Source organism: Terriglobales bacterium, from assembly GCA_035543055.1.
In the GTDB taxonomy this organism is placed as follows: domain Bacteria; phylum Acidobacteriota; class Terriglobia; order Terriglobales; family Acidobacteriaceae; genus JAIQFD01.
Genome location: DATKKJ010000186.1, coordinates 1 through 24,094, shown reverse-complemented (window position 1 = coordinate 24,094; position 24,094 = coordinate 1). Strand labels below are relative to the sequence as shown.

At 65.1% G+C, this 24,094-nt stretch carries 25 protein-coding genes; 16 read left to right on the top strand and 9 right to left on the bottom strand.

Translation table 11 applies throughout. The features are described from left to right. Positions 1-18 precede the first annotated feature (18 nt). The 5 genes from VMS96_12370 to VMS96_12350 form a co-directional block, all read right to left on the bottom strand. Positions 19-459: a hypothetical protein gene (locus VMS96_12370; protein HVP44220.1), complete on the bottom strand. Its 441-nt coding sequence runs from the start codon at positions 457-459 to the stop codon at positions 19-21. Between the two features lie 15 nt (positions 460-474). Next, positions 475-3,024 carry a UvrD-helicase domain-containing protein gene (locus VMS96_12365; protein HVP44219.1) on the bottom strand — a complete coding sequence of 850 codons (2,550 nt, stop codon included), beginning with the start codon at positions 3,022-3,024 and terminating at the stop codon, positions 475-477. A 5-nt stretch (positions 3,025-3,029) separates the two neighbouring features. Beyond that, positions 3,030-3,434: a DUF971 domain-containing protein gene (locus VMS96_12360; GenBank protein HVP44218.1), complete on the bottom strand. Its 405-nt coding sequence runs from the start codon at positions 3,432-3,434 to the stop codon at positions 3,030-3,032. Positions 3,435-3,473: 39 nt separating this feature from the next. Beyond that, a complete protein-coding gene (locus VMS96_12355; GenBank protein HVP44217.1) occupies positions 3,474-4,850 on the bottom strand; it encodes a DUF5666 domain-containing protein in 1,377 nt (458 codons plus the stop codon). A 172-nt stretch (positions 4,851-5,022) separates the two neighbouring features. Next, the gene (locus VMS96_12350; GenBank protein HVP44216.1) at positions 5,023-5,679 is read right to left on the bottom strand and encodes a hypothetical protein; all 657 of its coding nucleotides are present in this window, start codon (positions 5,677-5,679) and stop codon (positions 5,023-5,025) included. Positions 5,680-5,758: 79 nt separating this feature from the next. Here VMS96_12350 and VMS96_12345 point away from each other — a divergent pair, with 79 nt between their 5' ends. From VMS96_12345 to VMS96_12325, 5 genes are all read left to right on the top strand, one after another. Beyond that, on the top strand, positions 5,759-7,054 hold the full coding sequence (locus VMS96_12345; GenBank protein HVP44215.1) for a 3-deoxy-D-manno-octulosonic acid transferase: 1,296 nt from the start codon (positions 5,759-5,761) through the stop codon (positions 7,052-7,054). Continuing rightward, positions 7,051-7,992, top strand: a complete 942-nt coding sequence (lpxK, locus tag VMS96_12340; GenBank protein HVP44214.1) for a tetraacyldisaccharide 4'-kinase — start codon at positions 7,051-7,053, stop codon at positions 7,990-7,992. The genes VMS96_12345 and lpxK overlap by 4 nt, the downstream gene beginning before the upstream one ends. Positions 7,993-8,088: 96 nt before the next feature. Continuing rightward, entirely contained in the window at positions 8,089-8,799 is a 711-nt protein-coding gene (locus VMS96_12335) for a hypothetical protein (protein HVP44213.1), read from the top strand. Further along, a complete protein-coding gene (locus VMS96_12330) occupies positions 8,792-9,328 on the top strand; it encodes an isoprenylcysteine carboxylmethyltransferase family protein (GenBank protein ID HVP44212.1) in 537 nt (178 codons plus the stop codon). The genes VMS96_12335 and VMS96_12330 overlap by 8 nt, the downstream gene beginning before the upstream one ends. Positions 9,329-9,374: 46 nt before the next feature. Further along, positions 9,375-10,169, top strand: coding sequence for a DUF3108 domain-containing protein (locus VMS96_12325; protein HVP44211.1), 795 nt, complete (start codon positions 9,375-9,377; stop codon positions 10,167-10,169). Positions 10,170-10,172: 3 nt separating this feature from the next. On the opposite strand, the gene VMS96_12320 is transcribed toward VMS96_12325, so the two are convergent. Beyond that, on the bottom strand, positions 10,173-10,502 hold the full coding sequence (locus VMS96_12320) for a hypothetical protein (GenBank protein HVP44210.1): 330 nt from the start codon (positions 10,500-10,502) through the stop codon (positions 10,173-10,175). Between the two features lie 162 nt (positions 10,503-10,664). Here VMS96_12320 and VMS96_12315 point away from each other — a divergent pair, with 162 nt between their 5' ends. The 4 genes from VMS96_12315 to clpB all read left to right on the top strand — a co-directional run bounded on the left by VMS96_12315 (position 10,665) and on the right by clpB (position 16,438). Continuing rightward, complete coding sequence (locus VMS96_12315; protein ID HVP44209.1) at positions 10,665-11,735, top strand: C4-type zinc ribbon domain-containing protein; 1,071 nt, start codon at positions 10,665-10,667, stop codon at positions 11,733-11,735. Between the two features lie 21 nt (positions 11,736-11,756). Then, positions 11,757-12,950 carry a class I SAM-dependent rRNA methyltransferase gene (locus VMS96_12310; GenBank protein ID HVP44208.1) on the top strand — a complete coding sequence of 398 codons (1,194 nt, stop codon included), beginning with the start codon at positions 11,757-11,759 and terminating at the stop codon, positions 12,948-12,950. 144 nt (positions 12,951-13,094) lie between these two features. Beyond that, complete coding sequence (locus tag VMS96_12305) at positions 13,095-13,595, top strand: Hsp20/alpha crystallin family protein (protein ID HVP44207.1); 501 nt, start codon at positions 13,095-13,097, stop codon at positions 13,593-13,595. Positions 13,596-13,732: 137 nt separating this feature from the next. Further along, the gene (clpB, locus tag VMS96_12300; protein HVP44206.1) at positions 13,733-16,438 is read left to right on the top strand and encodes an ATP-dependent chaperone ClpB; all 2,706 of its coding nucleotides are present in this window, start codon (positions 13,733-13,735) and stop codon (positions 16,436-16,438) included. 52 nt (positions 16,439-16,490) lie between these two features. Here clpB and VMS96_12295 read toward each other — a convergent pair whose 3' ends face one another. Then, positions 16,491-16,784, bottom strand: a complete 294-nt coding sequence (locus VMS96_12295; GenBank protein HVP44205.1) for a zinc ribbon domain-containing protein — start codon at positions 16,782-16,784, stop codon at positions 16,491-16,493. 75 nt (positions 16,785-16,859) lie between these two features. On the opposite strand from VMS96_12295, the gene folP reads away from it, so the two are divergent. Then, positions 16,860-17,768, top strand: coding sequence for a dihydropteroate synthase (gene folP / locus VMS96_12290; protein ID HVP44204.1), 909 nt, complete (start codon positions 16,860-16,862; stop codon positions 17,766-17,768). A gap of 67 nt (positions 17,769-17,835) precedes the next feature. Here folP and VMS96_12285 read toward each other — a convergent pair whose 3' ends face one another. Both VMS96_12285 and dtd read right to left on the bottom strand, forming a co-directional pair. Next, the gene (locus tag VMS96_12285; protein HVP44203.1) at positions 17,836-18,111 is read right to left on the bottom strand and encodes a hypothetical protein; all 276 of its coding nucleotides are present in this window, start codon (positions 18,109-18,111) and stop codon (positions 17,836-17,838) included. Continuing rightward, the gene (dtd, locus tag VMS96_12280) at positions 18,111-18,560 is read right to left on the bottom strand and encodes a D-aminoacyl-tRNA deacylase (GenBank protein ID HVP44202.1); all 450 of its coding nucleotides are present in this window, start codon (positions 18,558-18,560) and stop codon (positions 18,111-18,113) included. The genes VMS96_12285 and dtd overlap by 1 nt, the downstream gene beginning before the upstream one ends. A 142-nt stretch (positions 18,561-18,702) precedes the next feature. On the opposite strand from dtd, the gene VMS96_12275 reads away from it, so the two are divergent. The 6 genes from VMS96_12275 to panB form a co-directional block, all read left to right on the top strand. Continuing rightward, a complete protein-coding gene (locus tag VMS96_12275; GenBank protein ID HVP44201.1) occupies positions 18,703-20,004 on the top strand; it encodes an amidohydrolase family protein in 1,302 nt (433 codons plus the stop codon). Beyond that, positions 20,001-21,353, top strand: a complete 1,353-nt coding sequence (locus tag VMS96_12270) for an amidohydrolase family protein (protein ID HVP44200.1) — start codon at positions 20,001-20,003, stop codon at positions 21,351-21,353. The genes VMS96_12275 and VMS96_12270 overlap by 4 nt, the downstream gene beginning before the upstream one ends. Positions 21,354-21,429: 76 nt before the next feature. After that, positions 21,430-22,128, top strand: a complete 699-nt coding sequence (locus VMS96_12265; GenBank protein ID HVP44199.1) for a polysaccharide deacetylase family protein — start codon at positions 21,430-21,432, stop codon at positions 22,126-22,128. A 73-nt stretch (positions 22,129-22,201) separates the two neighbouring features. Further along, positions 22,202-22,864, top strand: a complete 663-nt coding sequence (locus VMS96_12260) for a deoxynucleoside kinase (GenBank protein HVP44198.1) — start codon at positions 22,202-22,204, stop codon at positions 22,862-22,864. Positions 22,865-22,941: 77 nt separating this feature from the next. After that, positions 22,942-23,406 (top strand): nuclear transport factor 2 family protein, encoded by a 465-nt coding sequence (locus tag VMS96_12255; protein ID HVP44197.1) that lies wholly within the window; start codon positions 22,942-22,944, stop codon positions 23,404-23,406. A gap of 116 nt (positions 23,407-23,522) precedes the next feature. After that, a partial coding sequence (gene panB, locus VMS96_12250; protein HVP44196.1) for a 3-methyl-2-oxobutanoate hydroxymethyltransferase occupies positions 23,523-24,094 on the top strand: 572 nt, incomplete at its 3' end.

Genomic DNA, 24,094 nt, shown 5'->3' with positions numbered 1-24,094 from the left:
GAAACGAGAAACTCGAAACTATTTCTTTCCTTTGAACCACTTGATCTCGTTGGCCTTCTGCTCTCTCATCTTTTTCGCGACCTCCTGCGCCACCCACAGGGAAGAATCGCCCTTGCGGTCGGTCTTCGGGTCGTTGACGCTCAGGCCCCAGATCTCCTTGTTCTCGGGGCTCATGATGCGGAGGTTGGCGGCGGCTCCCGACTTGTCGCTGAAGTTCTTGTAGGAGAAGGTGCCCTTGATGATGGCGTCGGCGCCGTCGGCCTGGTCCCAGGCAGTGAAGCCGTTATGCCCCAGCTCAATGGCGAGCTGGAAGCGGAAGCGTTCGGCGTCATCGTTGTTGCCCAGCTTGTCCACCCACACTCTCTGCACCGTGGTCATGTTCGGCCAGCGGTACTGCGCCAGGCCGGTGGCGATAGCGACCAGCGCGATGAATGTCGCGACTGCCCAGAGCTTTTTCATCGGAACCCTCCCCGGTCACGCGCGTTCCAGCTGCGCAAACCGTTCCACCAGCTTTTTCAGGCCAAAACGTGGGAATTGTACAGTAATCTTCGCGTCGTCACCCTCGCCTTCGCGCTTGTACACCGTCCCCTCGCCGTACTTCGGGTGACGCACCTTCATGCCCGGGCGGAATCCGGTTTTGCCGGTCGAAGTGGGCACCTCGATCTTGGAACGCGTGAACTTCTTGCCCCGCGAGGCGAAGAACTCGGCGATGTTGTCGATGGAATTGTAGGTGGCGCCGCCGTACGAGGTCTTCGGCTTGCGCCCGTTGCCGTAGCGGGGCCGCTGGTCGAAGTCCTCGTCGTAACGATCGTGCGCGTGGTCGTAGTCGCGGGCGACAACATCCCGCGCGGTTCCTCGCCCGCGGGGCTCGGTGAGGTCCTCGAGCAACTGCGGCGGGACCTCCTCCAGGAAGCGCGAGGGCACGGTCGCATCCGGCAAGTCGGTGCCGTAGCGCCGGCGGAAGCGGGCGCGGGTGATCAGCAGCGTGTCCATGGCGCGGGTCATCCCGACGTAGCACAAGCGGCGCTCTTCCTCGAGCTGCGGCGGGTCCATCAGCGTCCGCGAATGCGGAAACAGGCCCTCCTCCAGGCCGATCAGGCACACCAGCGGGAACTCCAGTCCCTTGGCAGCGTGCAGGGTCATGAGCGTGATCTGCGCTTTCTCGTCGTAGTCGTCGGCTTCGCTGACCAAGGCGGCGTGGTCGAGGAAATCGGAAAGGGTTTCGCCGCGGTCGCGCGCATCCATGGCGGCGTTCACCAGTTCGCGCAGGTTGTCGATGCGGGCGAAGGAATCCGGCGTCGCCTCTTCTTCAAGCTGCTTGATGTAACCGGTGCGGTCGATCAGGAACTTCAGGACCTCGGGCAAGGTGGCGGGGCCGCCGGGGGAGCGGAAACCGACCACTGGGTCGCTAGTCGCTAGTCGCTGGTCGCTCGCTTGGTCGTCGGTCGACGGTCGTCGGTCGTCGGCCGCAAGCTTACTGAAGAAGTCCGCCGCGCTCTCGTCTTCCGAGATAGACTCTTCGGCTGACGACTGGCGACTGACGACTGACGACTCCTGCAGCTCACCCGCCAGTTTCTCCACGAATGTCCCCGCCAGCATCGCCCGCCCGTCCTCGATGACCTGCCGGAAGCCCTTCAACGCTGCCAGGGCACGCGCCGGCAGCAGGTGCCGCTGGATTGCCTCCCCGATCGCTCCCCATAGCGACATCCCGGTCTCGAGCGCGATCCGCTCCAGCGTCTCGACCGTGGTCTTGCCGATGCCGCGCACCGGCGTGTTGACCACCCGCAGCAGCGCGATGGAGTCGTCCAGGTTCTGGATCAACTTGAGGTACGAGATCAGGTCCTTGATCTCGGTGCGTTCGTAGAAGGAGAAGCCGCCCACCACGTGGTACTTCACCCCGTAGCGGCGCATGGCCTCTTCCACCAGCCGTGACTGGAAGTTAGTGCGGTACAGTACGGCAGCGCGCGGCTGCTCCACGCCTTCCTGATGGGCACGGGCCACGTACTTGGAGATGTGGTCGGCGACGAACAAGGCCTCGTTCTCGCCGTCGGGGGCTTCGTAGAAACCGACTTTGCCGCCGCCTTCGCGCGACGTCCACAGGGTCTTCCCCTTGCGTTGGACGTTGTGGGCCACCACCGCCGAGGCCGCGCTCAGGATGGTCTGGGTGGAGCGGTAGTTCTGCTCCAGGCGGATGATCTTCGCGTCCGGAAAGTCCTTCTCGAACTCCAGGATATTGCGGATGTCGGCTCCGCGCCAGGAGTAGATCGACTGGTCCTCGTCGCCCACCACGCAGACGTTGTGGTGCGCGCCGGCCAGCAGGCGCATGAGCTCGTACTGCGGGCGGTTGGTGTCCTGGTATTCGTCGATCAGGATGTACTCGAAGCGGCGGTTGTAGCGCTCGCGGACCTCGGCCGCCTCTTTCAGCAGGCGGACAGCCTCTAACAGCAGGTCGTCGAAGTCGAGCGCGTTGGCCTTGCGCAATTCCTGCCGATAGATCTCGAAGACGTGCGCCACCCGCTCGCTGATCGGATCGTTGGCGCTGTGGAAGACCTGCTGCGGGTCGAGCATGTGGTTCTTGGCCCAGGAGATGCGCCCCAGCACCGCCTGCGGCTTGGTCTGCTTGTCGTCGAGGCCCAGCCGCCGCATGGCCGCCTTCACCACCTGCTGCTGGTCGGTCTCGTCGTAGATGGCGAAATCTTTGCGGAACTCGTTCAGCGCCTCGATGTCGCGCCGCAGCACCCGCACGCAGAAGGAATGGAAGGTCGAGATCCAGGGCTGGCGGAGCAGCGATCCGCTGGTCAGCTTCTCCACCCGTTCCGCCATCTCCGCCGCCGCCTTGTTGGTGAAGGTGACCGCCAGGATGGAATCCGGCGAGACGCCGAGGTTCTCGATCAGGTGTGCGATGCGGTAGGTGATGACCCGGGTCTTGCCACTGCCGGCGCCGGCCAGGATCAGCAGCGGGCCCGCGACGGTTTCCACCGCCTTGCGCTGCTGCGGATTGAGTTGGTCCAGGAGATGCTGCACTGCGCCTACTGCACCTTCGTGGTCGGTTCCTGGCTGGCGGCGCGCAGGGCGCGGCATTCCGCGCAGGGACAGATGTGGCGGAAGTAGTCCCAGGAATAGATCCCGTGCTCGTGTTTGTCGTTCCAGGTGAAACGGATCGCGTACTTGCCCATGCGCTCCACGTGGACCGGCTTCGCCGCCGCCTTGAACATGGGAAGCGCGCCGGCAGCGGGTTTTGCCGCCTCCCCGGGCTCGCGCCCCGTCTTGTCGCGCTCCTCGTTGCACATGGCGCAGGGGCAGGCGTCGCGCAGGTACTGGAAGGTGTAGCTGCTGCGGTGGCCGTCCTTCCACTCGATCTCTATGCCCGTGCCGGCCGTCAGGTTCACAACCACGGACTTGGGCTCGGCCGGAGGCAGCGCGGGCATGGGCATGGATTCAGTATCGCATATCGCACCCTGCGGCTCAGGAGGTCACGGTGTGGTCATGCGTACCGCGACCAGGGTGTAGTTGGCGCCGTCGAAGAAGAGCGGGCCCCGCACCCGCACCGCCAGGTTGGGCGTGATCGTGACCCCGTTCAGCATCGTGGTGGAGGGCTGCTTGAAGACGGTGATGGTCGTCACCGGGTTCAGGGTTGGCGCCGTCAGCTTGACCAGGGCGGAATCGGAGGGGAGCGTGAGCGTGAACTTCGTCGCGTTTCCCACGGGAATGATGGCGCCAGTGATGGTGCCGGTCCACGTTCCGTCCCTCAACTGCACCTGGTCGGCGACGATGTTGTTGGCCGCAGCGGTGGCGGCATCGAGTTCCAGGCTTTGTCCCACGGCCACGTGGCTGGCGTCGAAGGCGACGGCCACTCCGGTCAGGTCGGCCGCGCTGTTCACCAGGAACTTGTTGGCGGGTACGGTGCTGATGTCGGTGGTCACGATGTCAGCGATAGCGGGCTGCGATGCGCTGCTGGTCGCCACATCGTGCACGACTGCATCGACGCTCGTCGCCGGACTGCCGGTCACGCTGGCGACCAGCCCTTCCACCTCCAGCCCGGCGGGGCCTCCGACCTGAAGGCTCACGCGGGTCGCCAGCAAGGTGCCATCGTTCATGGTGGCGCCGTTCACCTGTACGACGTTACCGGTCTGCAAGGCGGGAACGCCGCTCACCCCGCTGAAGGTCGTGTTGCTGTCGGTGGCGAAGGTCAGTGTCTCCCCGGCCTGTTTCACGCTGATGGTGAACGAACTGCCGGCAATACCGCTGATGGCGCCGGTCACCTCCTGGAACCCGCCCGTCTCCGGCGTCTGGCTGGAGGCGGCGTTCGTCACCACGGCAGCGGTGAGGATCGGGGCGATGCTGGCGGTGGGCGGATTGACTCCCAGATTCAAGGTGGTCGACTGCGCGAGATTCAGGTCGATGTTCAGCGTCGAAGCCGTGTTGTTGAAGGTGGCGCTGATGGGCACCGACACGCTGGCTTGGGTCAGGCTGGCATTGGCCGCCACCGGAACGCCGAGGTCGTTGATGATGGTCACGTGCGGGTCGGCCAGGGTGATGGTCAGGTTGTTAAAGGTCGCGTTCGAGGCCGATGCCAGCGAGAGCGGCGCGACCGTGCCCGAAAGGTGACTGAATTCCACCTTGGTCGGCGTCGACAGCAGGGTGGCGCTGACGCCGCTGCCGGTCAAGGTCACGGAATTGATGGTCAGGTCGAACGAGACGATGCGGTCCGCGGAAGCATCGCCGATATTCACGTTCAGAGGCGCGGACCCCGTCCCCTTGTCGATGGGTGAGCCGCCGCCAACGCCACACGCGCTGAGCGAAAGAAAAAGGCCGGTCCAGGCCAGGGCGAGAAACCATCTTCTGATCATCAACTGATCGCACTCCTTCCGCGGATCAGGGGGCCGTGGTGGCCAGAAACGGCCTCCTGCTGGTGCCTGAAATCAAGCTTATGCGGTGGCACTTGGGCGCGCAATCTTCCAACAGTGCACATCTAGATGCGCGGAAGTACAGCGCCGGACGAAAGAAGTGCCGGGCAAACGCTTAATGCCCGGGGCGATAGCTCAGGTACTTTTCCAGCGGGATCTCGAAGTACATCAGTTCCTGCCCCCCGGCGTCGCGCAACCCGGTGACATAGAGGTACGCGCCCGCCAACGGATTGGAGATTCCCTCCACGTCGAAGTACAGGAAGCCCGCCTGGGTGCTGTGCGGCTCCACGGCCCGGGCCAGGAACCCGGAAGCCTCGACTTCGTCCTGCGCTTCTTTGCTCACGCTGGGCTTCGCCTTGCGGGGGATGGGCAGCGGGACGGTACGCGGCTCGTCGGGACGCTTCCCCTGCTTCGCGATCCTGCGATAGATGTCGTCGGGCACCGCCGGCCGGATCTTGACCTTCCGCACAGTGATCAACTCGGCCTTCATGTCGCTCAGCACCAGCGTCGAGTCGCCGTCGTTGGAGACGATCAGCCGGATGGGCACGAAGCCCGCCTGCTTGTACGGCACGCGGAAGACGCCCGCCGTCTTGTCCGGCAGGTCGTACGGATCCGCCGCGATGCTGACGTGCTCCAGGGGATGCTCGTCGCGGGCGGGATAGGTGTTGGCGTGGTAGGCCTTGGGGGCGACGAAGACCTTATCGTCGGCGATCAGCAGCGCGGCGGAAAGCGACAACCCCGCCAGGACGGAGAGGATCAGCGCGCGGCGCATGTACCGATTATGGACGCGGGAGGGCGGTTTTCGCCACCCAGCGGCTGCCCCCGTGCTGTCATGCCGTAGAATCCAGCGGATGCACTTCCTCTACAGCGCGGCGCTGTTGCTGGCGCTGCTGGTGACCCTTCCCTACTGGCTGTGGAAGATGCTCGCCGCCGGCAAGTACCGCTCCGGACTGGCCGAGCGCCTGGGCAGCGTGCCGCCGCGCATCCTGCGCCGGTCGCCGGAGGGATGCATCTGGGTGCATGCGGTCTCGGTCGGCGAGGTGCTGGCGATCGGCAAGCTGGTCGAGGGGTTGGCCGCGCGCCATCCCGGGCGGCGGCTCTTCGTCTCCACCACCACCGCCACCGGCCAGAAGCTGGCTCGCGAACGATTCGGCGAGGAGAACGTCTTCTTTTTCCCGCTTGACCTCGGGTTCAGTGTCCGCAGTTACATGCGGGCGTTGCGTCCGGCGATGGTGGTGCTGGCGGAGACCGAGTTCTGGCCGAATTTCCTGCACGCCGCCCATTCCCAAGGCGCGCGCGTCGCGGTGGTGAATGCGCGCATCTCGGATCGCTCTTTTCCGCGGTATCGGTGGTTGCGATTCGTTTGGAGGCATGTGCTGCGCCGCGTCGCAGTCTTCCTGGCGCAGAGCGGGCTGGACGCCCAACGGCTGGTCGAGATCGGCGCGCCGGCGGAGCGCGTGCGCGTCGCCGGCAACCTGAAGTTCGATATCGCCGCCCCGGCGGCCAAGCCCGTGGTCGAGATGCTGGGCGCTGCTTTTGCCCGTTCCGGCGTGGACCAGGTCATCGTCGCCGGCAGCACCGTGGAAGGGGAGGAGCCGTTACTGCTCGATGCCTTCCGCCCTTTGCTCAAGTCGCACCCGCGGACGGCGCTGGTCCTGGCGCCGCGGCACCCGGAGCGCTTCGAATCGGTCGCCGGCCTGCTGTTGGGCAGCAGCTCGAGTTTCATCAGGCGCTCCCGCATGACCGGCCAGGAATCCTGCGCCGGGGCGGTCATCCTGCTGGATACCATCGGCGAACTGGCCGCCGTCTATACGCTGGCGTCCGTGGCTTTCGTCGGAGGAAGCCTGGTCCCCCGCGGCGGGCACAACATTCTCGAGCCGGCGCAGCACGGCGTGCCCATCGTGACCGGACCGCACACCGAGAATTTCCGCGACATCGTGAACATCTTCAGCCGCGCCGGCGCGGTCAGCGTGGCCGCGCCGGAGTGGTTGAGCGCCGAACTCCTGCGCTTGCTCGATGATTCCGTCGTCCGCCGCGAGCTGGGACAGCGCGCGGCCGATGTCTTTCGCTCGCAGTCCGGCGCCACCGCCCGCACCCTGGAAGCGCTGGAGACGCTTCTACCGGCCGTGGAGAGCCGCGCCGGATGATGCTTTCCTCCGTTTACAGCTTCGTGACCGCGTTCCGCAATCAGCTCTACGACCGCGACTTGCTGGCCGCGCGCCGCCTCGCCAGGCCCGTGGTCAGCGTGGGCAACATCTCGACCGGTGGTTCGGGCAAGACACCGTTCGTGATCGCACTGGGCGAACTCCTGCAGGCGCGCGGCATCTCCTTCGACGTGCTCTCCCGCGGTTACGGTCGCAAGAGCACAGGCGTGCGCGTCGTGGACCCCGCGGGATTGCCGGAAGAGTTCGGCGACGAGCCTTTACTCATCGCGCGCAAGCTCAAGGTTCCGGTGGTGGTCGGCGAAGACCGTTACCAGGCCGGCGCCGCTGCGGAAAAGCTGTTTGAGACCCGGCTTCACCTCCTCGACGACGGCTTTCAACACCGGCAACTCGCCCGCGACTTCGATGTCGTGCTGGTGACTCCCGAGGAGGCACGCGACCGCCTGCTGCCCCGCGGACGCCTGCGCGAGGCACTGACCGCGCTGCGCCGCGCCGACGCCGTCGTGCTCATGAGCGGCGCCGAACCGCACGCATTCCCCGCGGCCAGAGCTTTCTGGCGCGCGAGGCGCGGCATCCTGGCCACGAATGTCCCGCCCCGCCCGGTGGCGTTCTGCGCCATCGCCCGCCCCAAGAACTTCTTCCTGCAGCTGACCAAGGCGGGCATCGAGCCCGCGGGGGAGGCCGTCTTCCGCGATCATCACCGCTACACCAAGGACGACGTCCACGAACTGCTGCACCTGGCCCAGAAGTGCGACGCCGGCGGCTTCGTCACCACGGAAAAAGATGCCGTGAACCTGGGCGGCTATTTCTCTTCGCTGAAGCCTCTGGCCGTTGTCCCGGTGAAGATGGAACTGGTGGACGCGCAGGCGGCGATCGACGCCATGCTCGACGCCATCGCCCGGCGCCGCGGACGGCCGGTGTGAGCTGCAGGTTCGCCCCGGCCGCTCCTGCATGAGACAATCGTTCATCTTTCCGTGCACAAGCCTTCGCAACCTGCGCAGACGGTGAACATCGTTTGCATGAAGTGGGGCACGAAGTACGGTGCCGCCTCCGTGAATCGGCTGTACCAGATGGTGCAGCGCCATCTTTTCCGCCCTTATCGCTTCCTCTGCTTCACCGACGACCCCGCCGGTGTCGCGCCGCCGGTGGAAGCTCGCCCGCTGCCTCGGGTCAGCTTCCCGCCGGGTCCGGAGCGCGGGTGGAACAAGCTCGGCATCCTCGATCAGAAGCAGACCGGCCTTCAGGGCACGACCCTGTTCCTCGATCTCGACATTGTCATCATGGATGCGATCGACTGCTTCTTCGATCATCCGGGTGAGTTCTGCATTATCCGCGACTGGCTGCGCGGCGGGCGCAAGGTCGGCAATTCTTCGGTGTTCCGCTTCGAGGCAGGCCGCCACCAGGAAGTGCTGCCCCGCTTCCACGCCCAGACCGCCGACGTGCTGGCCCGCTTTCGCAACGAGCAGGAGTATCTCTCGTCCGCGGTGCAGAACCTGACATGGTGGCCGGAGGAGTGGTGCCGCAGCTTCAAGCGGCACTGCATGTACGTCTTTCCCGTCTCGCTCGTGCGCACGCCGCGCAAGCCGGCCAACGTGCGTATCCTCGTCCACCACGGGTTTCCGAAGCCTGAGGAGGCGCTGCGCGGAGCCTGCCGCTCGCTCGGCCTGCGATACACGCGCCCGACCCCGTGGCTGGCGCCGTATCTCGGCCTGGAGTCGCCGCATGAGTGACTGGGGGACATGGGCGCGGCGCATCCGCGTCCCGGTGGGCTTCGTTTTCGCCGTGCTGTACCTGTGGCTGGCTCGTCCCACGGCGGCCTCGATCATCGCCGGCGCCGCGGTGGCGGCCGTGGGGCTGGCCTTGCGCGCCTGGGCCTCGGGACACGTCAGCAAGGCGGAGGAGATCACCCAATCCGGCCCCTACGCTTACACCCGCAATCCGCTCTACCTGGGATCGATCCTCGTCGGCGCCGGATTTGCGCTCGCAGCTCGCAGTCCCTGGATCGCGGCCGGCATGCTGGCACTGTTCTTAGCGGTCTACATCCCGGTCATCCGCTGGGAAGAAGCCTGGTTGCGGGCCCACCTGGGCGGCTTTGACGAATACGCTGCGCGCGTCCCGCGCCTGCTGCCCAGGGTGACTCCGGCCGGCGTTCCCGGCGCCTTCTCCCGGGAACGATACCTGAAGCACCGCGAGTACAATGCCTTGCTCGGGGCCGTTGCCATGCTGGCGGCGCTCGTCATCAAACTGAGGTTCTTGTAGAGGGACTCTGGCCATCATCGCAAAAGCTGCGCGCTGGATCTGCGCATTGGCACTGCTGGCCATGCTGGGATCACGGGTGTATCCGGTCGCGCAGACCGCGCCCGCCACCATCAGTGCGGCCAGTGTCCGCGCCCCGGAGCCCGGCCACCACTGGCCGGACTCCGAGACCTACCACTACGAAGCCGAATGGAGGCTCTGGACTGCCGGGCTCGCGACCCTGCGCCTGCAGACTGGTCCCAAGGGTGAAAAACAGGTGTCGGGCACCGCCGTCTCCACCGGATTCGTTTCCCTGCTCTACACCGTCCGCGACCGCTTCGAATCCGCCTTCGACGCCAAGAGCTTCTGCTCCTCGCACATCCTCAAGTACACGGAAGAAGGCTTCCGCAAGCGCGAAACCGACATCCGATTCGACTACGCCCGCAGCAAAGCTGTCCTTGACGAGAAGAACCTGAAGTCGAACGAGAGCAAGCACGTCGAGAATGACATCCCTCCCTGCGTCACCGATGTGCTCAGCGGGATCTATTACCTGGGCTCCCTGCCTCTCCAGACCGGCAGCGTCTACACCTTTCCGCTGAACGACGGTGGCAAGACGCAGACGGTGGAGGCGGCGGCCGAAGCCCGCGAGCCGGTGAAGGTTCCCGCCGGCACCTTCCGCGCGGTGCGGGTCCAGCTGCTGGCATCGCCGGCCAGCGCGCAGAGGAAGCCCGGCAAGGTGTGGCTCTGGTACTCCGACGACGCTGCCCGCATCCCGGTGCAGATGCGCGCCCGCATGTTCTGGGGGACGCTCACCCTCCGCCTGAACCGCATCGAGCGCGCCCCGGAGAATCCGCCGGCCAGGTAGGTCTCACTGGATGCGGAAGCGCTCTCGCATCACCCGCTCCAGCCGCGGCTTGTAGAGGATGTCGAAGGCGAACTCCTTGTCCGGGAACATAGCCAGCGCCGCCCGCTTGGTGCTGGCCACCAGCTCCGACGCCTCCTCGATGGTCAGGTCCTCGTCCTGGCTGAGCACCGACAGCACCATGTTCATCATCATCTGCAGCCGGCGGATCTTGCGGAGTTCCTCGACCTGATCTGCGGAGAGTTGTGGTTGCGGTTCCTGCGAGCGTTCCGGGATCTCCATGTTCGTCCGTTGCGGCCCTGGGCCGCTCTCCTCTTCCCAAAACCCGCTCGCCACACGGGTTTCCCATGATGGTTGGATGAGCGGAGCCCGGGCTTTGTTTCCCAAGATTCCCGCGGCCCCCCTCGTTGGCCGCATCATACACCGGATTCTCCCCGGCGCAGCCGCAGCAAAGTGCTCGTGCGGGCACGCGTGATAGAATTTCCACAGGCTCCCCTGATGAATCCTGACCTCGAAAAACTCATCGAATTGCAGCGCGTGGAGCGCGAGATCGCGCGTCTGACCGCCGAAGTCGCCGCCCTGCCCAAGCGCATGGCCGCCATCGAGGCCCAGCTCGCCGATACCAAGTCGCAGGTGGAGAGAACCAAGAGCGCCATCAGCGCAAACCTGACCGACCGCAGGAAGCAGGAACAGAAGATCCAGGACGAGCAGCAGAAGATCTCCAGGTACCGCGACCAGTCCCTGGGCGTGAAGACCAACGAGCAGTACAAGGCCCTGCTGCAGGAGATCCAGTTCGCCGAGAGCGAGATCCGCGCCTGCGAGGACCGCATCCTGGAGGGCATGGTCGGCAACGAGGAGCTGGAAAAGAAGCTCAAGGCGGCGGAGGCGGAGCTGAAGGCCGAGGCCGCGGAGATCGAGAAAGAAAAGGTGGAAGCGCGCGCCGTCACCGCCAAGGACGAAGCCGAACTGGCCGCTTGGACCGGGCAGCAGGACCGCCTGCGCGCCGCCATCGCCCCCGCCCATCTCGCCTACTACGACCGGGTCGCCGGCGTGCGCAAGAACGCGCTCGCCGAGGCCCGCGATCACAAGTGCAGCGCCTGCCAGGTCATGCTGCGGCCCCAGACCTACAACGAGGTCCGCACCAACAGCGAGATCATGGCCTGCGACAGCTGCCAGCGCATCCTGTACTACGACACCTCGAAGCCCGAGGAGGAGACCACGTCAACGCGGCGGATCGGCAAACGAGGGCATCGAGTAGAGAAGGCTTGGTACTACCTCGCCGACAGCGGTTATGGAAGCGTCTTCGTCGCCTACGTTAATCATTTGGGCAGCTGTAGCCGCCGTTACTTCGATGCTGATGATGGTCGCTTCTTGCACATTGATCGCCGCCAAGAGGCGGATTTTGGGGACGTGTTTCAAGACGAGATACACCACGGTCTGCAGGTCTACGTGGAGCAGCAGCCTAATTTGGAAGAAACCTGCCACGATCAACTGCCGGCGGATGTTCTTGCTGAACTCAGGCGCCAAGTCCAAGCCACTGAAGAGCCCATCCAGACTCCCGGTCAGTAGGGCCGTCCCGCAAACTTGCGGATGACGAAGCACGCGCCAATCTCGACTGAAAGTCACACGATTAAGATCACTGCCAAAGGCGTGGCCCGCCTGCGCGCCGGACACGTGTGGGTCTACCGCTCCGATGTGACCGCGACCGACGCCATCCCGCCGGGCACGCTGGTCAGTGTTGCGGACGCGCGCGGCAAGGTCCTGGGCTCCGCCCTCTACAGTTCCGCGTCGCAGATCGCCTTGCGCATGGTGTCGCCCAAACCGCTGCCGCCGGCCGAGCTCCCCCTGTTGCTACGCGACCGGCTCCGCACTGCCCTGGAATATCGCAAGCAGGTCGTACACGACAGCGATGCCTGCCGCCTGGTCTTCAGCGAAGCCGACGGACTGCCCGGGCTGATCGTGGACCGCTGCAACGACATTGTCTCCTTCCAGGCGCTCACCCAGGCTATGGACCAGCGCAAAGAGGAGCTGATGGCGCAGCTCGCGGATGAGCTGCAGCCGGCCGCCATCGTCGAGCGGGTGGAGCCGCGCATTCGCGAGCTGGAGCAGTTGCCCGCGGCCGAAACCCGCATCCTGCGCGGGGACCGGTCGCGCACCGTCGTCACCATGAACGGGGTGCGCTTCCATTTCGACGCCCTGGCCGGACAGAAGACCGGCTCGTTCCTCGATCAGCGCGAGAACTATGCCGCCGCCGCCCGTTACGCCCACGGCGAGGCGCTCGATGTCTTCTGTTACCAGGGTGGCTTCGCCTTGCACCTGGCCTCTCGCTGCGACAGCGTTACCGGCGTGGACAGTTCCCGCCCTGCGCTGGAGCAAGCGGAGCAGAACGCCGCGCTGAACGGCCGCGAGATCGAGTGGATGGAGGCCAACGCCTTCGACCTGCTGCGCGACTATTCCGACGCCGGCACACAGTACGACACCATCGTGCTCGACCCGCCCGCCTTCGCCAAGAGCAAGCGCGCTCTCGACACCGCCCTGCGTGGATACAAGGAGCTGAACCTGCGCGCTTTCAAGATGCTGCGCCCCGGCGGTACCCTGGTGACCTGCTCCTGCTCCTACCACGTCAGCGAGGCCGACTTTCTCGCCATGCTCACCGAGGCCGCTCTCGACGCCCGCCGTACGGTCCGAATCCTGGAGAAGAGAGGCCAGGCCCAGGATCATCCCGTGGTCTTGGGCATCCCCGAGACCTCCTACCTGAAGTGCGTTATCCTCTCAGCTCAGTAGTCCCTGGCTCCAGACTTAGAGTGGCTATAACTAATTGACAATAAAGCTACTTCTATGTCTTGACAATAATGCACTAAGATTTTATGATTCCATCATGCTTATGGCAGCATCAAATCAACCGAGATCAGTTGGAGGTAACGAACCATGACGCTTTTGACTCGTTGGGACCCCTTCCGCGAACTGAGCACTCTGCAGGACCGCATGAACCGGTTGTTCCAGGATTTCGCCCCTGGCCGCGAAGATGAGCTGATGACGACCGGCAGCTTCGTTCCTCCGGTGGACGTGTACGAGGACGAGCATGCCATCACCCTGAAGCTCGAGGTGCCGGGTGTGGAGCAGAAGGACATCGACATCCGCCTGGAGGACAACACCCTCACGGTCCGGGGCGAGCGCAAGTTCGAGAAGGAAGAGAAGGAAGAGAATTTCCACCGCATCGAGCGCCGCTACGGCTCCTTCTCCCGCAGCTTCACCCTTCCCAACACGGTGGATCCGGAGCAGTGCAACGCCGAATTCGAGAACGGCCTCCTCAAGATCCGCCTGGCCAAGCGCGCCGAAGCCAAGCCCAAGCAGATCAAGGTGAACATCGGCTCCGGCAAGCAGATCGAAGGGAAAAGCACGGAAAAGGGCGCCGGCAAGGCGGCCTGAGCTGGTCGCTAGTCGCTAGCGATGAGAAAAAGGGGGCGGCTAGGCCGCCCCATATTTCTTCGGCGTCGTCCTGAGGGCCTTCAGGCCCGAAGGATCACGCGTGCCGCGCATCAGAGTTAGAGAAGAGGGATAACAACATGGCCATCCGCTGGGACAAACTCACGTTGAAGGCGCAGGAAGCCGTACAGGCGGCCAACGACCTGGCTTCGCAGCACGGCAACAGCGAGCTGCTGCCTCTGCACCTGCTGGCCGCCCTGCTGGCCGATGAGGAGGGCATCGTATCCCCGGTGCTGGCCAAGATCGGCGTCAACGCCCAGGCCCTGCGGGCAGAGACCGCCCGCGAGATGGAGCGGTTGCCCAAGGTGTCCGGCGCAGGCGTGGCCCAGGCCGTGCTATCGCGCCCGCTGGGCAACGTCTTCGAGCAGGCTTTTAAGGAAGCCGACAACTTCAAGGACGAGTATGTCTCCACCGAGCACCTGCTGCTGGCCATCGCCCAGCAGCGTGGCGACGCTGCCCAGCGCCTGCTCGCCGCCCAGGGCGGGACCTACGAGGCGATCCTGAACGCCCTCACTTCAGTGCGCGGTTCGCAGCGGGTCACCGATCAGAATCCCGAAGCCAAGTACCAGGCCTTGCAGCGCTATGCCCGCGACCTGACCGAGCTGGCCCGCCGCGGCAAGCTCGACCCGGTCATCGGCCGCGACGAGGAGATCCGGCGCGTCGTCCACGTGCTCTCCCGCCGCACCAAGAACAACCCGGTGCTGATCGGCGAGCCGGGCGTGGGCAAGACCGCCATCGTCGAAGGCCTGGCCCAGCGCATCATCTCCGGCGACGTCCCCGAGGTTCTGAAAAACAAGCGCCTGGTCGCCCTCGACCTGGGCGGCATGCTGGCCGGCGCAAAGTTCCGGGGCGAGTTCGAGGACCGCTTGAAAGCCGTTCTCAAAGAGATCGAGGATTCCCAGGGCCAGATCATCCTGTTCATCGACGAGTTGCACACCCTGGTGGGCGCCGGCGCCGCCGAGGGCGCCATCGACGCCTCCAACATGCTGAAGCCCGCGCTCGCGCGCGGCGAGCTGCGTTGCATCGGCGCTACTACGCTCAACGAGTATCGCAAGCACATCGAGAAGGACGCCGCCCTGGAGCGCCGCTTCCAGCCGGTGTTCGTCGGCGAGCCCAACGTGGACGACACTATCGCCATCCTCCGCGGCCTGAAGGAGAAGTACGAGGTGCACCACGGAGTGCGCATCAAGGACTCCGCCATCATCGCCGCGGCCACGCTCTCGCACCGCTACATCAGCGACCGCTTCCTGCCCGACAAGGCCATCGACCTGGTGGACGAGGCCGCCGCCGCCCTCTCCATGCAGATCGGCTCGGTGCCCGCGGAGATCGACCAGCTCCAGCGCCGCGCCACCAACCTGGAGATCGAGCGCCAGGCCCTGGCCAAGGAAGATGACCCGAACTCGCGCGAGCGTCTGCAGTCGGTGGAGCGCGAGCTCGCCCAGCTGCGCGAGCAGATCACGTCGCTACGCGCCCGCTGGGAGCAGGAAAAGGGCGCCATCAGCCGTGTCCGCGAGCTCAAGGAAAAGGCCGAGCGGCTCAAACAGGAGGAGCAGGATGCGGTGCGCAAGGGAGACTACACGCGTGCCTCGCAGATCCAGTACTCCGAGCTGCCCGCGCTGCAGCGTGAGATCGAGAAGCTCGACGCGACCCTCGACGGCAAGGCGAAGAGCCACCGCATGCTGAAGGAGGAAGTGGACGAAGAGGACATCGCCCGCATCGTTAGCAAGTGGACCGGCATCCCCGTCTCCCGCATGCTGGAAGGCGAGGTCAGGAAGCTGGTGCAGATGGAGGAGCGCCTGCGCCAGCGCGTCATCGGCCAGGACGCCGCCCTGGAGCACGTGGCCAACGCCATCCGCCGCTCCCGCGCCGGCCTCAGCGACCCGCGCCGCCCCATCGGCTCGTTCATCTTCCTGGGGCCCACCGGCGTCGGCAAGACCGAGCTGGCGCGCTCGCTCGCCGAGTTCCTGTTCGACGATGAGCACGCCATGGTCCGTCTCGACATGTCGGAATACATGGAGAAGCACGCCGTCTCGCGCCTCATTGGCGCTCCGCCGGGCTACGTGGGCTACGAGGAAGGCGGCCAGCTCACCGAGGCCGTCCGCCGCCGCCCCTACTCGGTCATCCTCTTCGACGAGATCGAGAAGGCGCATCCGGACGTCTTCAACGTCCTGCTGCAGATCATGGACGACGGCCGCCTCACCGACGGCAAGGGCCGCACCGTGGACTTCAAGAACACCGTCATCCTCATGACCTCGAACCTCGGTTCGCAGTACCTGCAGGAGGCGGCGCAGAAGTACATCGGCTTCGTGGACACCCACCGCAACGGCAAGGGCAGGAAAGATGCCGACGAGGCGCTGCAGCAGGAGCTGAGCCGCGCCCACAAGCTGGTGATGGACGCCGTCCGCGCCCACTTCAAACCCGAGTTCCTCAACCGCGTGGACGACATCATCATCTTCAACCCGCTGGGCAAGGAGCAGCTCACCCGCATCGTGGAGATGCGCCTGGAAGACCTGCGCCGCCTGCTGGCCGACCGCAAGATCAGCCTGGAGCTGACCGACGCCGCCAAGGAGCGCCTCTTCACCGAGGGCTTCGACATCAACTACGGCGCCCGTCCGCTGAAGCGGGCCATCCAGCGCCTGGTGCAGGACCCGCTGGCCCTGAAGATCCTCGACGGCGAGGTGCTGCACGGCGATCACGTGGTCGTGGATCTCGACCCTGCCGCGCAGAAGCTCACCTTCAAGGTCAGCCCGCGCGTGGGCCAGTCGAAACCCGCGAAGACTCGCTGACTGTGGAGCCCCCGCCTTTGGGCGGGGGCGTGCCACGGCCGGCCCCTTGGGCCTATCTCTTCTTGTCCTTTTTGTGTTCCGGCTTGGATTCGGGCTTGGGCTTGGCCTCGGTCTTTTCCTCCGCTTTGGCCTCGCTCTTGCTCTCGCCGTGGGCAGCGGGACCCCGGCGCGCGTAGTCAGTCGCGTACCAGCCGGAACCCTTGAACTGCACCGCCGGGGCGTGCAGCAGGCGCTCGACCTTCCTTGCGCCGCACTCCGGACACCTCTTCGGATCGGGATCGGAGAACTTCTGGATCCGCTCGAATCGGTACCCGCACTTCGGACACTGGAATTCGTAGAGGGGCATCGCCTGGGTACCCACAGAAAGCCCGACTCTGGCTTGGGTGGGAAAGGACAGATTCTATCTGATACCTTGTCCGCGATGCGTCCCTCGTTCACCTGGAAGCTGCGCACCCGCTCGCTGCAGTTGGGCCACCGTACTCTGGTGATGGGCGTTCTGAACGTGACGCCCGATTCGTTCTCCGACGGAGCGCGCTTCTTCGAGTGCGGACCGGCGGTCGAGCACGCGCTTTCGATGCTCGACGACGGCGCCGACATCCTCGACCTCGGCGGCGAGTCCACCCGCCCGGGCTCGAGGGCCATCGAGACCGCCGCCGAGCAATACACCGGCGTCCCCGTCGAAGAAGAGCTGCGCCGCGTCATGCCGGTGCTCGAGGGCATCCACAGCCGGCGCCCCGACGCCCTGCTCTCGATCGATACTTACAAGGCCGAGGTGGCGCGCCGCGCGGTCGCCGCCGGCGCCGAGATCGTCAACGACATCAGCGCTCTCCGTTGGGACCCGCAGATGCCCGCCGCGGTCGCCGAACTCGCATGCGGCGTCATCCTCATGCACATGCGCGGGCGGCCGCAGGAATGGCGCGCGCTGCCGCCCCTCACCGATGCCGTCGGTTTAGTCGCTCGGGAATTGCGGCAATGGAGCCAGGCTGCGATGGACGCCGGTGTCGCCCGCGATCGCATCGTCCTCGACCCCGGTTTCGGCTTCGGCAAGAGTTTCGAGGAGAACTACCCGCTGCTCGCTCATTTCGAGCAGCTTCACCGCCTCGGCTTTCCGCTGCTCGCCGGGACTTCGCGCAAGTCCTTCATCGGCCGCACCCTGGCGCGCAACGGCCACGACGCCCCGCCGGATGCGCGTCTCCATGGTTCTCTGGCCTCGACCGTGGCCTGCATCTTGAAGGGCGCGCACATCGTCCGCGTGCACGACGTCAAGCCGGCGGTGGAAGCAGCAAAGATCGCAGACGCCGTCCTGGCTGCTGCCCGATTGTCATCCTGAGCGAAGCGCCGCGATGTTTCTTTTGCGCCCCAAGTTTGGGCGCATCGCGGCGCCAGTCGAAGAACCCCTATACCTTCCCTGTTTTCTCCCGCCCGCCTTCGTCGTCTTCTTCCTTCCGCTCCTGCTGCTTTGCCTCGATCACATGCTCGCGCGAGGGCCGGAAGAACGTCTCCGCCCGCATCAGCGCGTTCCCCGCGCCCGCCGTGTAGCCCTTGCGCATCTTCTCTGGCAGGAGCCGGTTGATCAGCCAGAGCGCCAGGACCACGGCGGCGATCGCTCCGCCCGCGACCAGCCATCCCCACCACGATTGCTGCGGATCGAGAACGTCCTGGGGCTCGAGCATCAGAACGTTTTCTCCGAATCCAGCAGGATGGTCACCGGCCCCGCGTTCACCAGTTCGACGTCCATCATCTCCTGGAATCTGCCGGCCTCGCAGCGCAACCCGGCTGCCCGGATCCTACCGACGAAGTATTCGTACAGCCGGCGCGCTTCTTCCGGCCGCGCCGCGCGGTCGAACGACGGACGCTTCCCCCGCCGCACGTCGCCGTGCAGCGTGAACTGCGAGACCACCAGCACTGCTCCGCCGGCTTGTGCGACGTCCAGGTTCATCTTCCCTTCCGCGTCCTCGAAGATGCGCAGCCCGGCGGTCTTGTCGGCGAGGTAGTCGGCGGCGGCCTCGCTGTCGCCCTGCCCGACTCCCAACAGCACCAGCAGGCCCCTGCCGATCTCGCCCACGGCTTCTCCGCCGACGCTCACCTTGCACCGGCTGACGCGCTGCACCACGGCTCGCATAGTGACTTTTTCTTGGGTCGGACGTCAGTTTACACGGACACGTGTGACAGCCGGCTTTCCTTGCTTCGCCGGCCTATATTTCCGGCTGTCCCGTCGTCCCGCGACCCTTTACAATCTCCCTTCTTTTTTCCAAGGAGGAACGATGCGTCAAGTCATACGCGCCTGGGCATGTCTCGCAGTGACGGCGCTGCTCGCCGGCGGCATGGCGTCCGCCCAGTCCCAGGCTCCGTCCGTCGGGCACAACGAGGTGCTGATCAGGAACGGCACCATCCTCACCGTCACTCACGGCACCATCAAGAACGGTTCCGTGTACATCAAGGACGGCAAGATCGCCGCGGTCGGCGCCAATGTCACCGCACCGCCGTCGGCGAAGGTCATCGATGCCACCGGCAAGTTTGTCATGCCCGGCATTATCGACGCCCACTCCCACATCGCTCTGCGCGACGACATCAACGAGGCCACCAGCCCCGTCACCCCGCACATGATGATGCTCGACGCCTTCGACTACACCGACCGCAACATCTATTACACCCTGGCCGGGGGCGTCACCACTTCGCTGCTGCTGCACGGCTCCGCCAACATGGTCGGCGGCCAGAGCATCGTCATCAAGCACAAGTACGGCCTCGGACGCGACCAGTTGCTCTTCCCCAGCGCCCCGCGATCCATCAAGTTCGCCAGCGGCGAGAACCCGAAGCGGGTCTACGGCAGCCGCCAGCAGCTCCCCTCCACCCGCATGGGCAACTTCGCTGTCCAGCGCCAGGCGCTGGCTGAGGCCCAGGACTACATGCGCGAGTGGGAGCAGTACGACGCCAAGGTCAAAGGCGGAGACAAGGACGCCAAGCCCCCCAAGCGCGACCTGAAGCTGGAAGCTCTCGCCGACCTGATGCGCGGCAAGATGTTCGTCCACAATCATTGTTACCGCGCCGACGAGTTCCTCACCGAGATCGCCATGGCCAAGGAGTTCGGCTACACCCTGCGCAGCTTCGAGCATGCGCTGGAGGCGTACAAGGTCGCCGACCAGATCGCCGCCGCCGGCATCGGCATCTCCACCTTCGCCGATTGGTGGGGCTACAAGGAAGAGGCCTGGGACGCCATCCCCTGGAACGCCGTCATCGCCATGCGCCACGGGGTCAACGTCGCCATCAAGAGCGACTCCGACGACTTCGCCCGCCGCCTCAACCAGGAAGCCGCCAAGACCATCCGCTACGGCGGCGCCACTGAAGACGAGGCCCTGAAGATGGTCACCCTCAACGCCGCCTGGAACGTGGGCGTGCAGGACCGTGTCGGCTCGCTCGACGTGGGCAAGGACGCCGACATCACCATCTGGAACGCCCACCCGCTTTCCATCTACGCCCTGGTGGACATGGTGCTGATCGACGGCGACGTCTTCTTCGACCGCAGCCTGCCCGGCCTGGGCACGCCGTACTACAAGGAGGGCCAATGAAGCGCGCACTCGGACTCGCTCTTGCGCTCATGGTGGCAACCGGCTCGGCGGCCGGCCAGAAGTCCGCTAAACCCGCCGCGGCGCCCGGCGCCATCGTCCTTCGTGGCGGCAGGATCCTCACCGTCTCCCACGGCGTGATCGAGAACGGCGCGGTCGTCATGGAGAACGGCAAGATCACCGCGGTCGGCGCTGCCGGCTCGGTGGCCGTGCCCAAAGGTGCGCAGATCGTGGATGTGCGCGGCATGACCGTCTATCCCGGCCTGATTGACTCCGAGAGCCGCCTCGGCCTGACCGAGATCTCCGCCGAGCAGATGACCAACGACTACATCGAGCCCAGCGACGAGATCTTTCCCCACCTCCATGTCTGGGAGGCCTTCCACGCGGAATCGCAGTTGATCCCCGTCACCCGGGTGAACGGCATCACCAACGCCATCGTCGCCGCCGGCGAGACCGACACCCTTCCCGGCCAGTCGTCATTTATCCAGCTCGAGGGCCAGTCGGCGAAGGACATGCTGCTGGTGCGCGACATCGCCCTGCCTCTGAACTTCACCGGCGAGCAGCGCCGCAACGACTCCTGGGAGAAGGCCAAGTTCCCCTTCACCCGCATGGGCGTGGCTGCCCAACTTCGCCAGGCCTTCATCGACGCCCGCGACTACCAGCAGAAGTGGGCCGATTACGAGAAGAAGAAGGCCGAGCCGCAGAAGGAGGAGAAGAATAAGGACGACAAGAAAGACGAGAAGAAGGGTCCCCCGACCCCGCCCAAGCGTGACCTCAAGCTGGAAGCGCTGGTTCCGTACCTCGACGGCAAGAAGCCCATCGTTCTTGCCGCCGAGGAGCCCGGCGACATCGAGACCGCGCTCGAGCTGGCCAAGGAATTCAACCTGCGCGTCATCCTCAACCATGTCGAGCACGCCAACAAGCTGCTCGACATGATCGCCGCCAGCAAGCTGCCGGTCATCATCGGCCCCATTTATGCCCGCCCTAAAGAAGGCGAGCGCTACGACTCGGTCTACCGCATGCCCGCCGAGCTGCAGAAACGCGGGGTAAAGCTGGCCTTCGCCTCCTATGACGCCCACCAGTCCCGTAACCTGCCCTATGCCGCCGGCTACGCCGTCGCCTTCGGATTGCCCTACGACGAAGCGTTAAAGGCCATCACGCTCAACGCGGCCGAGATCTGGGGCCTCGGCGACCAGCTCGGCTCCCTCGACGTGGGCAAGACCGCCAACGTCGTGGTGGCCACCGGCGACCCGCTCGATCCCAAGACCGACGTCAAGCAGGTCTACATCCAGGGCCGGGCCGTCTCCATGGAGACCCGCCAGACCCGCCTGCGCGACCAGTACATGAAGTGAGCGGCCTGCGCAACTTGCTCTCACGGGCGCGGCTTCAGCCGCGCCTTTTTTTCCCAGCGGCTACAATGATGGCCAAATGTTCGGACTCATCGCCGGAGCCGCCGCCGTCGCCTATGCGGGCTATGCCACCATGGGCCCAAGGTCGCAGCTCTACGGCCGCAGCTTCCTCGGCGTGTCCGGCTCCAAGCTCCTCGCCCTCACCTACGACGACGGCCCCAACGAGGCGCACACCCCCGCCCTGCTCGATATCCTCGCCCAGCACGGTGCCAAGGCGACCTTCTTCCTCATCGGACGCTACGTCGTCCAGCGCCCCGATATCGTCCGACGCATCCGCCAGGAGGGTCACGCCATCGGCAACCACACCTACAATCATCCCCTGCTGACCTTCGCCTCGGCCGCGCGCCTGGGCCGCGAGCTGGACGACACCGACAAGGCCATCGCCGACGCCGCCGGCCCCCACGATGGCCTCTTCCGCCCTCCCTTCGGCGGACGCCGCCCCGGCACCTTCGCCGCCGTCCGCGCTCGCGGCATGACCCCGGTGATGTGGACCGTCACCTGCTTCGACTGGAACGCCCGCTCCGCCGATCCCATCGAGCGCCATGCCGTCCGCGGCATCCGCGGCGGCGACATCATCCTGCTGCACGACGGCTCCCACCTGAAGATGGGCGCGGACCGCGCCCCCACCGTCGAAGCCACCACCCGCCTGCTCCGCCGCTACCAGGCCGACGGCTACCGCTTTGTCACCATTCCCGAGATGATGCGGGCTGCCGAGTAACTCCTAAGCACTGGAAATCCACAATTGCCCTCGCGCCTTTTGCGAGATATGCTCCGCTTAACCGTTCCGGACCATGGCCAATCTTTTCGAGCTGCCCCGGTACATCGCAGTCGAAGGCCCGATACGCGTCGGCAAGAGCACGCTGGCGCAGATCATCGCCGAACGCCTTCACGCCCAGCGCGTCGCCGAGCCGGTGCACAATCCCTTTCTCCGCGCCTTCTACGATGGCGACCCCGGCGCCGCCTTCCAGGCCCAATTCGCCTTCCTGGTCGAGCGCTTCGAGCAGCTGAAGATACTGGAGGTCGGCCCCCACAACCACAAGACGGTGGTCGCCGACTACATCTTCGAAAAGGACAAGATCTTCGCCAACATCAACCTCAGCGACGTCGAACTCGACCTTTACGACCGCTACTACAAGTACTTCCGCTCCCTGCTGCCCACGCCCGACCTGGTCATCTACCTCCAGGCCACGCCCGAGGTGCTGAAGAAGCGCCTCAAGAAGAAGAGCGTCCCCAGCGAGATGAACATCAGCGACGACTACCTGGAAGAGGTGGTCAAGGCCTACGAACACTTCTTCTTCCACTACACCGGCTCCGACCTGCTGGTGGTGAATACCTCCGACATCGACTTCGTGGAACGCCACGAGGACCTGCAGGAGCTCCTCCGCCGCCTGACCGAGCCCATCAAGGGCACCCAGTACTTCCTGCCCCTGGGCGCCGACGCCGCCAGCGCCTAGATCGGGAGCCAGTAATCAGGAGCCAGGAATGAAAGGTCAGTAGCATGCTTTGCGTTACTTGGTAATGGAGGGTTCTTATGAGACGAACGCTCGTTATAGCCGCCCTGGCCCTCACTGCCACCTCGATCGCCCTAGGACAAAAGCAGGGCGCAAGCAGAGATCAAAGAAGCAGCGTCGAGCAGGCGATAAGACGAGTGGATCACGAACGCATTCAAGCGCAGATCGGCGCTGATGCGGTGGCCCTTGATCGCATCTACGCGGATGATTTTATCGGCGTAGGACCAAGCGGCACAGTGAGAACCAAGCCACAGGTGATTTCGGATTTTACGTCGGGTGACTTGAAGTTTCAGTCGATCACTACCGACGAGGTCCGGGTACGCGTCTACGAAAACACGGCGGTGGAGACTGGCCTCTCCACAATGGTTGGGCAAGACAAAGGTAAGACTGTTCCCCGAGACACTCGGTTTACCAGGGTATGGGTAAAGCAGCAAGGGCGCTGGCGGTTGGTTGCTAACCACTACTCGTTACGGATTAGGCAGTAATCACAGGGCCGAGTTTTTCCTTTTCCCCAGCAAATGCTGCGACTAAAATGTCTCCAGTCGCATCCTAGCGACTGACAGGCTCTATCCGGCCGAGCCGGAGGGGCACTGGAGGAACCGTGAGCGTCCATTCCGGCGATTTCCGCCACAAAGTCACCACCGCCACTCTTCTCGAAAAGAAAGCCCAGCATCAGCTCATCACCTGCCTGACCGCCTACGACTACCCGACGGCGCGTCTGGTGGACGAGGCCGGCATCGACATCATCCTGGTCGGCGACTCCGCCGCCATGGTGGTGCTCGGCTACGACAACACCCTGCCCATCACCATGGACGAGATGCTGCACCACACACGCGCTGTCCGCCGCGGCACCAAGCGCGCCTTCCTCGTGGCCGACATGCCCTACGCCTCCTACCAGGTCACCCAGAAAGAGGCACTGACCAACGCCGCCCGCTTCGTCAAAGAATCGGGGGCGGAGGCGGTGAAGATCGAGGGCGGGCAGAGGCGCGTGCGCCTGATCGAGCGCCTGATTGACGCCGAGATCCCGGTCATGGGACACATCGGCCTCACCCCGCAGTCACTGCACCTGATGGGCGGCTACAAGGTGCAGGGCAAGTCGCTGAAGGCGGTCGAACAGCTCATGCAGGACGCGGTCGCGCTCGACCGCGCCGGCGTCTGCTCCATGGTGCTGGA